General features: G+C 39.7%; 15 protein-coding genes. 3 read left to right on the top strand and 12 right to left on the bottom strand.

Annotated features, from left to right (window positions below):
* Positions 1–3: 3 nt before the first annotated feature.
* The 5 genes from AC5YDM_RS08100 to hcaE form a co-directional block, all read right to left on the bottom strand.
* On the bottom strand, positions 4–969 hold the full coding sequence (locus AC5YDM_RS08100) for a 3-carboxyethylcatechol 2,3-dioxygenase (RefSeq protein WP_496151610.1): 966 nt from the start codon (positions 967–969) through the stop codon (positions 4–6).
* Between the two features lie 69 nt (positions 970–1,038).
* Complete coding sequence (gene hcaB / locus AC5YDM_RS08095; RefSeq protein WP_496151609.1) at positions 1,039–1,854, bottom strand: 3-phenylpropionate-dihydrodiol/cinnamic acid-dihydrodiol dehydrogenase; 816 nt, start codon at positions 1,852–1,854, stop codon at positions 1,039–1,041.
* A 2-nt stretch (positions 1,855–1,856) separates the two neighbouring features.
* A complete protein-coding gene (hcaC, locus tag AC5YDM_RS08090; RefSeq protein ID WP_496126017.1) occupies positions 1,857–2,183 on the bottom strand; it encodes a 3-phenylpropionate/cinnamic acid dioxygenase ferredoxin subunit in 327 nt (108 codons plus the stop codon).
* On the bottom strand, positions 2,183–2,701 hold the full coding sequence (gene hcaF / locus AC5YDM_RS08085; protein ID WP_496151608.1) for a 3-phenylpropionate/cinnamic acid dioxygenase subunit beta: 519 nt from the start codon (positions 2,699–2,701) through the stop codon (positions 2,183–2,185). The genes hcaC and hcaF overlap by 1 nt, the downstream gene beginning before the upstream one ends.
* The gene (hcaE, locus tag AC5YDM_RS08080; protein WP_496151607.1) at positions 2,698–4,065 is read right to left on the bottom strand and encodes a 3-phenylpropionate/cinnamic acid dioxygenase subunit alpha; all 1,368 of its coding nucleotides are present in this window, start codon (positions 4,063–4,065) and stop codon (positions 2,698–2,700) included. The genes hcaF and hcaE overlap by 4 nt, the downstream gene beginning before the upstream one ends.
* A 280-nt stretch (positions 4,066–4,345) precedes the next feature.
* Between hcaE and hcaR the strand changes: the two genes are divergently transcribed.
* Positions 4,346–5,245, top strand: a complete 900-nt coding sequence (gene hcaR, locus AC5YDM_RS08075) for a DNA-binding transcriptional regulator HcaR (RefSeq protein WP_496151712.1) — start codon at positions 4,346–4,348, stop codon at positions 5,243–5,245.
* A gap of 405 nt (positions 5,246–5,650) precedes the next feature.
* On the opposite strand, the gene AC5YDM_RS08070 is transcribed toward hcaR, so the two are convergent.
* The 5 genes from AC5YDM_RS08070 to AC5YDM_RS08050 form a co-directional block, all read right to left on the bottom strand.
* Entirely contained in the window at positions 5,651–6,511 is an 861-nt protein-coding gene (locus tag AC5YDM_RS08070; protein WP_496151606.1) for an alpha/beta fold hydrolase, read from the bottom strand.
* Between the two features lie 242 nt (positions 6,512–6,753).
* Positions 6,754–8,022, bottom strand: a complete 1,269-nt coding sequence (locus AC5YDM_RS08065; protein ID WP_496151711.1) for an OprD family outer membrane porin — start codon at positions 8,020–8,022, stop codon at positions 6,754–6,756.
* Positions 8,023–8,462: 440 nt separating this feature from the next.
* On the bottom strand, positions 8,463–9,479 hold the full coding sequence (dmpG, locus tag AC5YDM_RS08060) for a 4-hydroxy-2-oxovalerate aldolase (RefSeq protein WP_496151605.1): 1,017 nt from the start codon (positions 9,477–9,479) through the stop codon (positions 8,463–8,465).
* An 11-nt stretch (positions 9,480–9,490) separates the two neighbouring features.
* Positions 9,491–10,384, bottom strand: a complete 894-nt coding sequence (locus AC5YDM_RS08055; protein WP_496151604.1) for an acetaldehyde dehydrogenase (acetylating) — start codon at positions 10,382–10,384, stop codon at positions 9,491–9,493.
* Positions 10,385–10,406: 22 nt separating this feature from the next.
* Positions 10,407–11,204 (bottom strand): 2-keto-4-pentenoate hydratase, encoded by a 798-nt coding sequence (locus AC5YDM_RS08050; protein WP_496151603.1) that lies wholly within the window; start codon positions 11,202–11,204, stop codon positions 10,407–10,409.
* A gap of 571 nt (positions 11,205–11,775) precedes the next feature.
* Between AC5YDM_RS08050 and AC5YDM_RS08045 the strand changes: the two genes are divergently transcribed.
* Complete coding sequence (locus AC5YDM_RS08045; protein WP_496151602.1) at positions 11,776–12,474, top strand: SIMPL domain-containing protein; 699 nt, start codon at positions 11,776–11,778, stop codon at positions 12,472–12,474.
* Positions 12,475–12,581: 107 nt separating this feature from the next.
* Here AC5YDM_RS08045 and AC5YDM_RS08040 read toward each other — a convergent pair whose 3' ends face one another.
* Positions 12,582–13,676 (bottom strand): fatty acid desaturase family protein, encoded by a 1,095-nt coding sequence (locus AC5YDM_RS08040; RefSeq protein WP_496151601.1) that lies wholly within the window; start codon positions 13,674–13,676, stop codon positions 12,582–12,584.
* Positions 13,677–13,688: 12 nt separating this feature from the next.
* The gene (locus AC5YDM_RS08035; RefSeq protein ID WP_496151600.1) at positions 13,689–14,750 is read right to left on the bottom strand and encodes a ferredoxin reductase; all 1,062 of its coding nucleotides are present in this window, start codon (positions 14,748–14,750) and stop codon (positions 13,689–13,691) included.
* Between the two features lie 140 nt (positions 14,751–14,890).
* On the opposite strand from AC5YDM_RS08035, the gene fabR reads away from it, so the two are divergent.
* Positions 14,891–15,574 carry an HTH-type transcriptional repressor FabR gene (gene fabR, locus AC5YDM_RS08030; RefSeq protein WP_496151599.1) on the top strand — a complete coding sequence of 228 codons (684 nt, stop codon included), beginning with the start codon at positions 14,891–14,893 and terminating at the stop codon, positions 15,572–15,574.
* The last annotated feature ends 56 nt before the right edge of the window (positions 15,575–15,630 follow it).

Below are 15,630 nucleotides of genomic sequence, written 5' to 3'. Positions count from 1 at the left end.
TTATTAACCTTTTAACTCTGCAGATACGATGCCGAAGCCCGCGATCCATTCACTGATATCTTCATAGCAGTGCGTTGTCATTTCGTATTCACCAATTTCGCTCATTGCGGCAAATGCTGCCATCCATGAACGAACTTCTTGACCACCACGACCACCGTCACGACGAATTTCAGCTTCTGTCATTGCTTCCATCGCAGCAAAATCAGCATTCTTGAATTTCTCAAGAAGTGCGATATCCCACTCTGGGCTTAATGGCACAGCAACAGAAGTATCACCTGCAGCCAATTTTTGACCTACAGCAATAATTTTCGCCTGACGCGCATTACGTGCCTCGATAGTTGGGTTACGTCCTGCAATCAAGAACTCTTCAACTTCAGGTGGAACTGAACCCATTTGCGGTGTAGGTGGATCATGTGACAAACCACCTGTACCCAATACAAGTACACGTTCATTATCAAGGTTTAAAGACTTGATGAACTGACCTACAGCACGACCTAAAGCAATGGTACGCTTTGTCGTTGGCATTGGTGCTGCAGCGCCATTAATAAAGATTGGAATCGTTGGATAACGATCGAGTTGGCCACCACATAAGAAATGCAATGGCTGAGTCACACCATGATCAGCTTGCATACGATAAGAGTACGCAACATCAACACCTTCATCTAACACACGACGAACTAAAGAAAGCGCTGTTTCTTCAGGTACATCAATTTTGTTATTTTCTTTACCGTAGTCCCAATCGCCTGCTGCAGTTGCACGGATACCCACGCAGAAACTTGGCATAAGGTCATAGAAGAAACCATTAAAATGGTCTGGACCGAAAGTAATAATCAGTGTTGGGTCGTAAGCTTTTACTTCAGCAGACAATGTGTCAAAAGCAGCACGAACTTTTTGCTCTTGAGATTGATCTTGCGGTGAAGCAAATTCCATTAACGGACTGTGCGATGCACAAATGAGTTTAACGGCCATGAGAGACTCCTTAAAAGGAAGGCAGCCTAGAACAGGCTGCCGGTAAGTCCATTTGAATTAGACTAAATTTTATTCGTCAAAGAATCCCGCACGTGGTTGACGTAAACCACGAATCCCAAGACCGCATTCTGCATTGATCAGAACACCAGTCAATGGACGGTTATTTTGACGAGATGCTAAGAGCACATATGAACCAGCCATTTCTTCCGGTTCAGGTAAGAAATTCAGTGGCATACCACGTGCAATTTTCTCAGGATCACGTGCATCAAGTAGACCAAGATTTTCTTGACCTAGTGAAGCAGCGCCTTTGATATTCACATTCATACCTGATGGTGCAACAGCATTCACTCGTACTTTAGGTGCAAGCTCATAGGCTAATTCTTTCATGATACCTACGCCTGCATGCTTAGATGCCGTATAAACCGGGCCACCACCTGCAGAGTACAATGCAGAGTTTGAAAGCGTGAAGATGATTGAACCTTCAGACTTTACAAGCTCTTCAAGTGCAGCTTTAGCACCTAAAATGAGAGATTTGGTATTGATTCCCATAATCTCATCAAAGGCTTTTTCTAACTGTTCACCAGAGGTATTAACGATATCAGCATAGTGATCCCATATACCTGCATTACCTACGAAACAGTCAAGTTTCCCGAAACGTTCCACTGTTGCTTGAACAGCACGAACGTTATCTTCATAGCTTGCCACATCACCAGCGATAGCCAAAACACGACCACCAAAGTGTTCATTTAAAGCATCAACTTTATCTTGTGAGCGCTGAAGAACGGCAACTTCTGCACCTTCTTCCAAAAAACGTTCAACCAAAGCCCAACCTAAACCCGAACCACCACCAGTGATTAGTGCAACTTCGCCTTGTAGCCAACCCATGATTACTCTCCTGCCATTTCTACAAATAACTGACCATCTTCAACAATCACAGGGAAAGTTTGGATTGGATCAGTTGCAGGTAAGCAAAGTGCTTCACCTGTTTTCAAGCAGAAACGCGCAGAGTGTAATGGACATTCAACTGTACCATCATCTTCTAGGTAGCCTTCTGACATTGATGCATTACCATGTGAACAACGGTCGTTCATAGCGAAAAATTCACCACCATTGTTGAAAACTGCAAGCGCTTCGATACCGTTAACGCCGCAATCCACTTTCAATGCTTCGCCTTCATCTAAGTCATCAACTTGGCATACAAAAATTTTATTCATCAGAAGAACACACTCAGGTTATGTGAACTATAAGTCACTTGGTCTAAAATAATTTGACGTTGGAAGATTTCAAAGCCTTGCTCTGTATCAACTTTACGTACTTTGTCATGGCGCTTACCACAGTAGATCGTTACATCTTTCTCTTTCTGTGTGCGATACAACAAATAAGTCAAATGCACATCGTATTCGCCTTCAACATCAGTTGCTTCAACGATGATGTTTGAAACCATATGCGTTGTGCGTGAAGGAGGTTCTTCAGCCCATGCCATACCTGTTTCTAAACGTGCAACACGACGTTCTAACAAATCTTTGTTATCGTTAAACACCCAAGTTGTAGGCAACTGTACAGAGCGACGACGATCACGCGTTTGTACGTTTGGTGTGGTACGTAGCGTATAAGAAATATCTTCCGCTAATACGCTTAACCAAGGACGGAATTCCCAATCGTCAAGCATTTTTGCTTCACGATACATGAACTGGCTAATTTGATGATGAAGTTCTAGACTTACTTGGCTCATTTCATCATCTCCTTTTCGTATTCGTCAGCTGCTTTTTCTACATCTTCCCATTTTTCATGGATTAACAAATCTGCCCAGCGACGGTATAAACCACGTGCTGCAGTTTCAGAGAAGATATAGTTTGTGATACCTGGGATACCATCTTCACGAACTTTTTCTTGACCCATACCCATTTCCATAATGAGTGGGTTTTTACGTGCTTTATAACCACGTAGAACTTTTTGAATCTCTACCCAGTTCTCAGAGTCATCTTGCTCTAGGAAACCAGCTGGACCAAATGCACGAGTCGCAGAACGTTCGAATGCTTCTTTCACTTCTTGAGATGCTTCAGCATCAGCAATACAGAATGCCCACACTTCAGTTTTGTTTGGACCACGTGGGTGCCATACACGAAGCGTCGCAGTACCGTTCAACCAAGACAATGTTGGGAACATGGTGTTGTGACCCGCAAGACGTAATGCACGGATTTCTCCTAAACGTTCTTTTGCTTCGTCATAAGTTTCACGGAAGTAGTTTGCAACTTCGCCATCAACCCATACGTTCGCATCTGGTTTCTCTGTAAAGAAGAAGCCTGAACCGTGACCACGTGAACCGTATTGGATTGCGTCTTTCGCAGTTTCCCATACAGGACGTGCAGTTTGTGCAGCACCTAATTTCTTGGTAGAGTCATCATCTGGTTTTGCGCCAAGAACTTGGATCGCAGAAGCATGAGAGAACAATGCGTGATATTGGTCAGATGCGAACTGTTCAGCAGCAAATTTCCAGTTACATTCGATTTCCCACTTGTGAACACCACCGATGATCTCAGTACCACCTGGACGACGATCTAATACGCCATCAAGATACCAAGCGATATCACCCATGTATTCTTCTAAATCAGGTGTGGTTTCATCCCAGCAACCAAAGATTAAACCTTTGTAAGATTTAACGCGGTTAACTTCGATTAAGCTCCACTCTTCTTTACATGCACCTTGTGGGAATGCACGATCTTCTAATGGAATATCTTTAAGTGAGCCATCTGTACCGTAAGACCAGCCGTGGTATGGGCAAGTAAATGCACGTGTATTACCACAGTCTGCAAAACTTACGCGCATAGAACGGTGACGACATTGGTTTAATAAACCTTTGATCGAACCATCTTTTTGGCGAACGACAATAATTGGATCTTCACCCATGTAGGTGTTGAAGAAGTCACCAGCCTTAGGAATTTGGCTCTCATGGCATAAGAACAACCAAGTACGACCAAAAACACGCTCAAGTTCTAATTCATAGATATCTGGATCTGTATAAATAGATGGCGTGATACGTCCATTTTGTGCATCGACTAAAGCATCGATTTCGCGCACATCAATTTTTCCACTCATGAAAAGCTCTCCTGTGACTGGATAAGACACAAATTCAATAGACTCAACTTTTCGACGATGATGGATTTTGAGGACGTTTTGGGGAAATATTTTTTTTGTTTGAATCAATATCTTTTAGCAATTAATCTATAGTTTTTAAAATATGTGATTAATCCACTTTAAATCATCCCCCCTTAATTATAAAGGGGTTGAGCCGACTCTTCTCTGATGAATTGATTCTGAACTATACTTCACTCGGATCATATTAAGACTTTGTATGAATCAATCTTTGGAAGGTTATATGGAACTACGTCATCTTCGTTACTTCATTGCAGTTGCTGAAGAACTTAACTTCACCAAAGCTGCGCTTCGTCTTTACACAGCACAGCCCTCACTCAGCCAACAAATTAAGGATTTGGAAACTGAGATTGGTGTTCCATTACTCTATCGCACAAAGCGTAAGGTAGAGCTGACCGAAGAGGGTCATATATTTTTAGAGCAAGCAAGACTGACACTCGCACAAGCAGATAAAGCGGTAGCCATGGCACGACAAGTTGCCAAAGCAAAACAGCAAATGCTCCGCATTGGCTTCGTCCCTGTGGTTGAAATGAAAATTTTCCCGTATGTACTGCCAAATTTACGCGTTCAAAATGATGATTTAAAAATTGAGCTACTGAGTTTAAATAACTCAGAACAGTCGAAATTGCTTAAAAAGGGTGAAATAGATATCGCTTTTACGCGTCAAAGCCTATTTAGTGATGAAATTGAGAGCCAATTTGTACTACGCGAACCGCTCATCTTCTTACTTCCTAAAGATCACCCTTTAGCGAAATATGAACGTATTCCAGTGAAAGAATTGGATGGGATCGACTTCATCATTCCATCCGAATTACAGTCGCAAACCCTCAATAGAATCATTCTAGACTTCGCCAAGAAGCATGATATTCGCTTAAATATCGTTCAGACTGCCGATAATATTCTATTCAATATTAACTCGATTGGCATGAATTTAGGCTGCACCTTACTGCCTGGATATATTGCACCATTGACCATGAGCAACACTATTATTCGTCCATTAGACGTCGAATTACCTTCAATTGATCTCTATGCGAGCTATAGAAAAAACTCAGATTCATCTGGTGTTCACAAGTTTATGGACCTACTCAGCGGCGTATTTTATTTAGATATTAACCGCGTTTAGCTTAACTTTTAGATTGTTTTTTATACAACACCGTTACTTTCAAGAAGAGTTTCGGTGTATTTCTTAAATTTATAGGTGATATTTTTAAATTTATTCTTAGACTTTAGTCTAAGCTATTTTTAATAAAATAATGACCAAACCATGTCTTTATTCTGAGTAATTTAATCGGGAAAAACCTTAAATTCGATCAATAAGAATACAGTGTACAACTTAAGTCTAATGCTGAATTCGGATACTTTTCCACCTAAAATCAATTATAGACATACCGCTATTTCATTCAGTGATTATTCAAAACAACCCAAATAACAATGATTATCAACTATAGCGATCATCAGCCACTCCAAATTCATAAAAAAAGGATGGTAAACCATCCTTTTTTATATCACTACTTATATAACTACAGTTTTATTTAACACCATGCAAAGCAAGATAGTTTTTAATCACTGTGTTAAATTCATCCGCTTTCTCAACTTGAGACCAGTGGCCACATTGACTGAAAATGTGAGCGTCTGCATTTGGAACAATATTTAAAATATCCCAAGTACGTGAAACTGGAATCACGACATCTTGAGTACCATGAATCAACAATACAGGTACTGTAATATCTTTCATTTTTTCAAAGTCTAACGGGAATTCAAAACGGTCACGATCACGTGCGCCAACAACATCCATTAAACGATCTGAAGCATAGTCATTTTTTGCAGAATCAAAACGAACTTTAACCAAATCATCAGTGATCAAGTCTTTGTTCACAACGAACATAGAAAGCGTCTTTTTGATGCCTTCTTCTGTAAGTACTGGATTCGCATGTGCTTTAAGTGCCGCAGTTTGAACCGCACCACCTGTACCCATAGATACGATACCCAAAATACGCTCTGGATAATCAATTGCCATTTGGAAAGCTAACCAACCACCTAAAGAGTTACCCACCAACCACGTTTTTTCGATACCTAAAGCATCTAAAGTACGTACAGCGTGATCTACCCAAGCGCGGATACCATATGCGGTATTCGGTGCAACAACAGATTGACCATAACCAATCGTATCAATCGCGATACAACGCGCTTGCTCACCAATTTGTGGAAGGTTTAACCACCAGTTTGCAGCTGCAGATACACCTGTACCTGAACCATGTAAAAACAAGATTGGCGTACCTTCACCAACTTCATGGTAATGCGTCAACTCGCCTTCTGCTGTTTCAATCCATTTGTCTTCTAAGCCAAAGAACGGATCGGTTGTGTATTCAGGGATTTGAACAGTGCTCATAATAGTCCTCTTAAGTCTTTTGCTTACGCATCCATCTCATTTACAGAATTCAACGCCAAGTTGACTCATTTAAAATGATCTTTTACACGCTTATATTAACTGTTCAGTCGAATCAAACTGATACATTATTACGATAGCAAACAACTTTAAAACAATAACTTAAGTTTTTATTTTGTATAGATATTTAAATTTAAAAGAATCGTGATAAGGGCAGATCCTTGAATCCACCCTCTTTTTGTTTTTTAGAATTTATAACTATAGGTCGTTGCAATACGGTGTTCTTGCAAATCATTACCAAAGTTATAATTCGTATCAATAAACATATAATTGAAGCCTAAGCCTTTCAACTTACCTTCAGGCACAACATAGTTAACGATCACGTTATTTTCGTTTTCTTTACCTTCTGGCTTAGCTGCACCAAAATCAATATTATCACCACGGAAATGACGCACAGTTGCCGTTAGACCTGAAATACCAACATCTTTAAAGTTATAGGTATAGCCTAAACTCCATGAACGCTCATCTTTACGAATAAAACTCGCAACAGACCAGTTGTCTAAATAAGGCTGTGGCACCCAACCACCCAATGTTGGGAACATTGTCGCCTCTTTACCATGCTCTCCAAACATTTGCTGATAACCTAGCTGTACGGTATGCATACCATTGTTGATTTTTGCACCCGCAGATACAGCCTGACTATCAATACTGCCATACAACTTATCGCCTGACTCACTATTGTCAAAGTAACGTACATGGGCATCTAACTTGGTTTTTTCAGACAAATTTGTTTTAAATGTACCCGCTGTATAGTGTTGTTGATAGATATTGGTTACATCTGCATACCAGTAGCTACCCGCAAACTTTGGAGTAAATTGATAATCGATACCCGCAATGTACATTCCATCATTTGTTGTTTTAGTGAAGTTGTTATTTGGGAACAAACTCAGATCTTGATATTGATTGTCATAACGTGCATTGATGCCATCAATATAAGCCAAAGTTAGCTTTGTATTTTTTAAGTCTTTTGACTCCAACCAAGCACCGCTATAAGTCGTGAGTAATTGACGTGATGGATCAAAAAACACTACTGGTGACATCGGCAATAAATCACCCACTTTAAGCTCAGTTTCAGAAACTTTAACTTTTAAGGTTGCACCCAGTTTGGCATTATCCCGCTCTGATTTACCTTCCGAAGCATCAAATGGCATATGTATATCATTTCCATTTGCTTTCAAGCTCACTGCATATTGAGCAAGCAAGTCCGCACCAACTTGAATACCTGCACCAATGTCGTGATAACCCGACTTTGCATCCAAAGTGACTGCTTGAGTCCAGTTACCATATCCTTTATTTACGACACCTGTAGTATCTTGATTATATTCACGATCTAAATAGAAGTTTTTGAATTTGAGTTGCACATTACTGTCATCAATAAAATCTGCATGTGTTGCAGCTGTCCCTAGTGTTGCAGTTGTAGCAATCATTGCTACCCATAAGTTTTGACGACGCATGGCTTCATCCCGAGTAAGGAAAATTAACTTAGGCATGCATATTGCTCAAAATCAAAAACTAAAAAAATCAGACCACAGTCTTAAAAAAAATTCAAAAAAATACGCCCCACCGTCTAACTCATTTTTATTAATTGTTTTTTTAGCTTATTTCATTCAACACAAAGTGTTTAAAATGCAAATAAAGTTATTAATTTACAATGATATAAAGTGGCTAAAACTTCATTTTTAATGCAATCTCAATTCTTTAAGTGTTTTTATGTTTTAGTGACATTGAGAGCCATACTCATTCACAGAGTCTGTAATCGTTTCTAAGATTGAAGACAGCGTTTTTATGTATATCTAAATGGAATTTTTAATTTTTTTAACAACATAAAAATTACACAAAACAGAAATTTAGATGTAAAAAAAGCACCCCTCAGGGTGCTTTTCCGCATTCAATCTTAAGCTTGTAATTTAGCTTTAGACATAGTTAATGCTAAATCTTCGATCATGTCTTCTTGACCGCCAACTGTACCGCGACGACCAAGTTCCATTAAGATTTCACGAGCAGATACGCCATATTTCGCTTCTGCACGTTTAGCAAATAACAAGAATGAAGAGTAAACGCCTGCATAACCCAAAGTTGCTGCATCACGATCCGCACGGATCGGGTTAAGCATCATTGGAATGACAAGGTCTTCAGCAACGTCTTGTACTTTGAATAAATCAACGCCAGTGTCCATACCCATACGGTTTGCAACAGCGATGAACAATTCTAATGGTGTGTTACCTGCGCCAGCACCTAAACCTGCTGATGCTAAGTCAACACGTACTGCACCTGCTTGTACAGCTGCAACCGTGTTCGCAACACCCATACCTAAGTTATGGTGACCATGGAAACCTAGCTCAATGTTAGCGTCTAAGTTTTGACGTAAGTGACCTACACGGTCGATTACATCTTGTGGCAACATATAACCAGCAGAGTCAGTCACATAGATACAGTTTGCACCGTAAGACACCATCTTATTTGCTTCTTCAAGCAATTTTTCAGGAGATGCCATGTGAGCCAACATCAAGAAGCCCACAGTATCCATTTCTAGCTTACGTGCAGCAGTGATGTGCTGTTCAGAACAGTCTGCTTCTGTACAGTGAGTTGCCACACGAATTGTAGAAACACCGATTTCATGCGCCATTTTCAAATGGTCAACCGTACCGATCCCAGGTAAAAGTAATGCAGAAACTTTTGCATTCTTCATACGTGGCACAACAGCAGTTAAATATTCTTCATCAGTTGCCGCAGCAAAACCGTAGTTTACAGATGAACCGCCAAGGCCGTCACCGTGTGTAACTTCAATTAAAGGTACGCCTGCATCATCAAGTGCTGTTGAAATCGCAATCATTTGCTCAACAGTCGTTTGATGGCGCTGTGGATGCATACCATCACGTAAAGTCATATCATGAACAATAATCTTAGACATGTGGTTGCTCCTTAAGCTTCTTTGTTGAATACGTGTTCTGCAAACATTTCTGCAGTACGTGCAGCAGCAGCAGTCATAATGTCAAGGTTACCTGCATATTTAGGTAAGAAGTCACCTAAACCTTCTACTTCTAAGAAGATAGAAACACGGTTACCATCAAAAATTGGGCCATTTACAAGTTTGTAACCTGGTACATATTTTTGAACTTCTTTGATCATCGCATGCACTGATTCAGTAATCGCAGCTTGATCCGGCTCACCTTCCACTAGACAGTGAACAGTATCACGCATCATCAATGGTGGCTCAGCTGGGTTAATGATGATGATCGCTTTACCTGCTTTTGCTCCACCAACTTTCTCAATTGCACCCGCAGTTGTACGTGTGAATTCGTCGATATTTTTACGTGTACCTGGACCTACTGATTTAGTCGATACAGTTGCAATGATTTCGCCATATTCAACAGGTTGAACGCGAGATACCGCAGCAACCATAGGAATCGTTGCTTGACCACCACATGTCACCATGTTCACGTTTGGCACTTCACCAGCAGCCAAAAGTGCTTCAAGGTTTACTGGTGGTACGCAGAATGGGCCAATCGCAGCAGGTGTTAAGTCAATCATTAACACGCCAAGTTCATTTAACTTACGGCTGTTTTCTGCGTGTACGTAAGCAGAAGTTGCATCAAATGCAATTTTGATGTCATCAGCGATCACGTGAGGAAGAAGACCATCCACACCTTCAGCAGTGGTTTTCAAGCCCATTTTAGCAGCGCGAGCAAGACCTTCAGAAGTTGGGTCAATACCCACCATCCATACTGGCTCTAACCATTCGCTACGTTGTAACTTGTAAAGCAAATCAGTACCGATGTTACCCGGACCGATCATTGCACATTTAATCTTTTTCATGAATGTACTCTCTCGTCTTCCCTTATTCAGCAGCGAACGCAGCTGTCACAGAACCGAAACCTTCGATTTCAACTTTAAATTCATCACCTGGTTGAGCAACAACCATTGGACCTAAAGCACCTGTTAAAATAATGTCGCCTTTTAAGAGTGGACGACCACGGCGAACCATCTCATCTGCCAACCAAACAGCAGCATTTAAAGGGTTTGCCAAACATGCTTTACCCACACCTTGAGACACAACTTCTTCACCACGAGTCATGATCATTTTGCAATTTACAAGGTCAAGGTTGTCTAGTTTCACTGGACGTGAACCTAAAACAAAAGCAGCAGATGATGCATTGTCAGCAACAGTATCAATCAAACTGATTTTCCAGTTTTCAATACGGCTATCCACAACTTCAATTGCAGGAAGTGCGTATTCTGTCGCGCTGATAATGTCTGCAAAAGTATGCTTTTCTTGAGTTAGGTCTTGGTTAATCACCAATGCAATTTCAGCTTCAACTTTAGGTTGAATCAATAGACCCGCAGGAATTGCTTCACCATCGCCATACGCCATGTCTGCAAACAACATACCGAAGTCAGGTTGATCTACACCGAGCTGAGCTTGAACAACTTTAGAGGTCAAACCAATTTTACGACCGACTAAACGACGACCTTCTGTTAATGCACGTGCTGTATTCACTTCTTGAACAGCGTATGCAATATCGACATTCGCAGCTTCACCACCAAGCGCTGGGCGGATTGGAGAGATCGCAGTTTGTGTTAATTCAGCAGTACGTAACGCTTGTGCAACTGATTCAACCACAGCAGAATTAGACATCAAGACTTCCTTCAACTTCATGTGACGATGGAATTGAATCTATATTGATCAGCTCTATAGAAAAGCCAACCCAATAAGCTTCAAAATCTTTTAGAGATAGAGTCATCTCTGATGTGAGCTAGGATGGGAAAAACTGAAGGGATATGCCAATACTTATTTTATTTATAACAATAGTCTTAAGCTATTATTCGACAATAACAACTATAGATAACACTATAATAATTAATATTTTTTTATTTTATTTATTCAATATAACAACTTTTAAGCTATAAATTTAATACCCTTTTAGACTATTCGACTGCCATCAAATTTCGGGCATTGCTCACGATCTGTATTAAATCATTCAAATTTTAATCAAAGTTCTCAAAATTCAAACTTAGCCTTGATAGAGACATTAAAACGCATAAACCTCAATGAATTAACCCGACCTAAGTCTTAAAGTAGAGCACTTAGTATTCAATAAAAATAAAATTACAGTGCGATATGATACGTGCCAAAAAACAACATTATTTCTTCACACATTCGTATTAGTATCAAATGATCAATTCGGGGAATGAATAAGAGCAAGCACATGAATATAAAACAACTGGCAACAATATTATTGGTATCAGGAGCAAGTACATTGAGCATGGCAGATGATGCAATCAAATATAATATTTTGAATTTTCAAGCTGAAGCAACTCGCCAAGTCTCGAATGATGAAATGCATGCGGTTTTGTTTATTGAAAAAAGCCATAAACAGCCTGCTGAACTGTCTACTCAGATCACACAATTAATGAATCAAGCTTTAAATGTCGCTAAGAAATACCCTCAAGTCAAAGTGGAAACAGGCTCTCAAACGACCTACCCAGTTTATGACAATGATTCAACTAAATTAAAAGAATGGCGTGGTCGCGCTGAAATTAATATTGAAAGTTCAGACTTTAAAGCTGCGAGCCAGCTGGTGAACGAGCTACAACAAAATTTCCAAACCCAGTCGATTAATTTTACGGTATCAGATGCACAGCGCAAAAAAGTTGAAAATGAGCTCATGACTGAAGCCTCTAAGAATTTCCAACAGCGTGCGCAAATCTTAAGCCAAGCATGGAATAAATCGAGCTACAATCTCGTTTCACTCAACTTCAATACCAATAACAGCTATCCACAACCTTTAATGATTGGTGCTGCAATGGCTAAGTTTTCACGCGCCGAAGCTGCCGACTCACAAAACATGGCTGCAGGTGAATCTAAGATTACCGTTAATGCCAATGGATCAATTCAAATTAAATAAGCTTTGAACACCATTTATTCAAACCTTTATTTTATTAAATAAAAAAGCCATTCAATAGAATGGCTTTTTTGACGTCAGCTGAATCAAAGATCGAGCTTTAATCCTTTTTACTTTTTAAAAGGAAATGCATATTTCAGAATACGTCCAATCACTTGACCATACTGTTTCACTAAGCTTGCATTGTTGTAATTCAAGCCATATTTTTCACATACTGCTTTCACTTTCGGTCCCATTTGACGGTAGCGACGTGCAGGAATATCTGGATACAAATGATGTTCAATTTGATGACTCAAATGTCCAGTCAAAATATGAAAGCCTTCTGAGCCTGTTAAATTCGAAGAACCACGAATTTGGCGCATATACCAATGACCACGTGATTCATTTTCCAACACAGATTTAGGGAACACTTCTACATCTTTGGTGAAATGACCACAGAAAATAATACTAAAAGTCCAAATGTTACGGATACCATTGGCAGCCAAATTACCCAAGAACACAGGGAGCGCCGCAGGACCTGCAATTAAAGGAAAGAATACATAGTCTTTAAACAGTTGCTTCCCGATTTTCTTTTTCATCGGTGCTAAACGTTCTTGAAATTCATCTTTGGTCATACGCCCTTTAAGGCGTTTACCAATTTCAAGGTTTTGAATCGCCACACCCCATTGGAACAACAAACAGAATGGAATGCTATACAGCGGTTGAAGCAAATAGCCTTTTTTCCAACGTTGTTCTGGGAATAAACGGATGATGCCATAACCGATATCATCATCCATACCTTTAATATTGGTATACGTATGGTGCTTATAGTTATGCGTTTGACGCCAATCTGCCGCAGTCCCTACGATATCCCATTCATAGGTTGTGCCTTTAAATTTCGGATCATTCATCCAGTCATATTGACCATGCATGACGTTATGACCCAATTCCATGTTTTCCATGATTTTGGCAAAACCAAGTAAACCTGTTCCTAAAACCCAAGCTGGCGGGAACCATCCTGCAAATAAGCATGCACGACCTAAAATTGAACTATAACGAATCGCGGCATAAACACGTTTAATGTATTTGGCATCTTTCTCACCAATATCATCCAAAACTTCTTGTTTAATCGCATCAAGCTCACGAGCAAGCTCACTTAATTGAGACTCTGTAAGCTCACGATTCTTAGGGTTTTTAAAATACTGTAATTGAACTGGCATGTTCATAAATGTACTCGCTTATAGATCAATAATCAGGTCAGTTTGTGCTGAATTTACGCAAATCTTAAGCAAGTTCCCCGGCTCATTATTTTCAGCGCCATTCACAAGGTTTTTGGTTGAACCTTGTGCTTTATTACATGCACATTTATTACAAATGCCCATACGACAACCATGTGTCGGTTTAATATTTTGTTGTTCCAAGCTCACTAAAATCGACTGTCCTTTTGGAATCGAAATCGTCTTTTGAGACTGAGTCAACGTGACATTGATAAACCCGACCTCATCTGAAATGATCGGAGTTAAACTAAATGCTTCACTTTTGAAGGTTGCCGCCTGAGCAAAAACTTCTTCAGCTGAATGAACAAAACCTGAAGGTCCACATGCATAAACAGTCGAATGTTCTAAATGTTCAGTCTGTGATGCATGTTGAGCATTAATTCTTTCGTCGGCATGTTCAGCTTGGGTATAAAACATCTGCAACTTAAAGTTTTCATGTTGCTGAGCCCATTGCTCTAGCTCAGTTTTAAACGCCACATCCGCTTGAGTTTTCACCCAATACATTAATATTACTGAGCGATTTGAATCTTTTTTCAATAGATCTTTGAGCAAACTGTACATCGGGGTAATCCCACTTCCCGCTGCCAATAAGATAAGCGGTTGAGCGTCAGCTTGAATCGTCATATCACCATACGGCAGACCAAATTCAATCACATCTCCAACTTTTGATTCATTCACCAACCAGTTACTCACCACACCATCTGCGACTTTTTTGGCTGTTAATAACACATGTTGATCATCGACTTGAGTCAAGCTATATGTACGCTCATACAAACGTCCATTGCTTTGAATGATGACTGGGTGATGCTGACCAGCTTGCGCTTTTTTAAATTTTTTATTGGTTTGAATGGTTAAACTAACTGTATCTGCACCATTTACTTGTTTGCTAACAATCTTTCCTAAAGATTGATTTACCGACCAAAGTGGATTGAGCTTTTGCAACCAGAAATTTGCAGCATGACGATCAAAAACGGATTCAACCATAGAATCAATAACGGTTTTTGGATGTGTTACAGCTTGCATTTGCCACTCACTTTGTTGCGGTTTAATAATTATTATACACATGTATATATATTTGTATAGTTAAGCTTTGCATAAGTTGTCATTCCCCTATGTGGAGTGGGTTGCTATAATGGTGACATAAATCTATATGCTTGATATTTATGAGTCATTCTTCCATTTTTCCAGATATTGAAACTACTCAAGAGCCATTACCAGTACTTGAACCACGTACACAGGTTCGGTCTGTTGGAAGAAAAGCCACCATTACTAAAGATGAATTGTTTCAAGCTGCACTCAAATTAATTGGTCCACAAAAAAGTATTGCTTCATTAAGCCTGCGTGAAGTTGCCCGTGAAGCTGGAATTGCACCCAATAGTTTTTATCGACATTTTAAAGACATCGATGAACTTGCTATCGAATTGATTGATAGCTCTGCTACCGTTCTACGTCAAATTTTGCTCCAAGCACGACTTAAAGCCTCTAAAAAATCAAGTATTGTGCGCAGCTCTATCGAAGTATTTATTGAACAATTGGATGCAGATGAAGGTTATCTCAGCTTACTTTTACGTGAGGGCTATACAGGCTCTGCGTCTTATAAAGAAGCTGTTGAAAAACAACTTAATTATTTTCAGCTCGAACTACGTGATGATTTAATTCGTTTGGAAAAATTGAACAATAATAAAATCATCTATCCTGACGTTGCAGCCAAAGCCATCACTCAATTGGTGTTTAATATGGGCGCTAAAGTCATCAACATGCCTATTGAAGAACGTAAAGAAATTGCTGAACAAACCATGATTATGATTCGTATGATTCTTGAAGGTGCGCGTCATTTAGAAAAATAAAAGTAGCGAATTTGATTCTACAATCCATAAAAAAGCCTTGAACCATCAAGGCTTTT

Source organism: Acinetobacter sp. CY81, assembly GCF_059515925.1.
The sequence above is the reverse complement of the archived record's forward strand: the minus strand, read 5'-3'. Positions and strand labels throughout refer to the sequence as shown.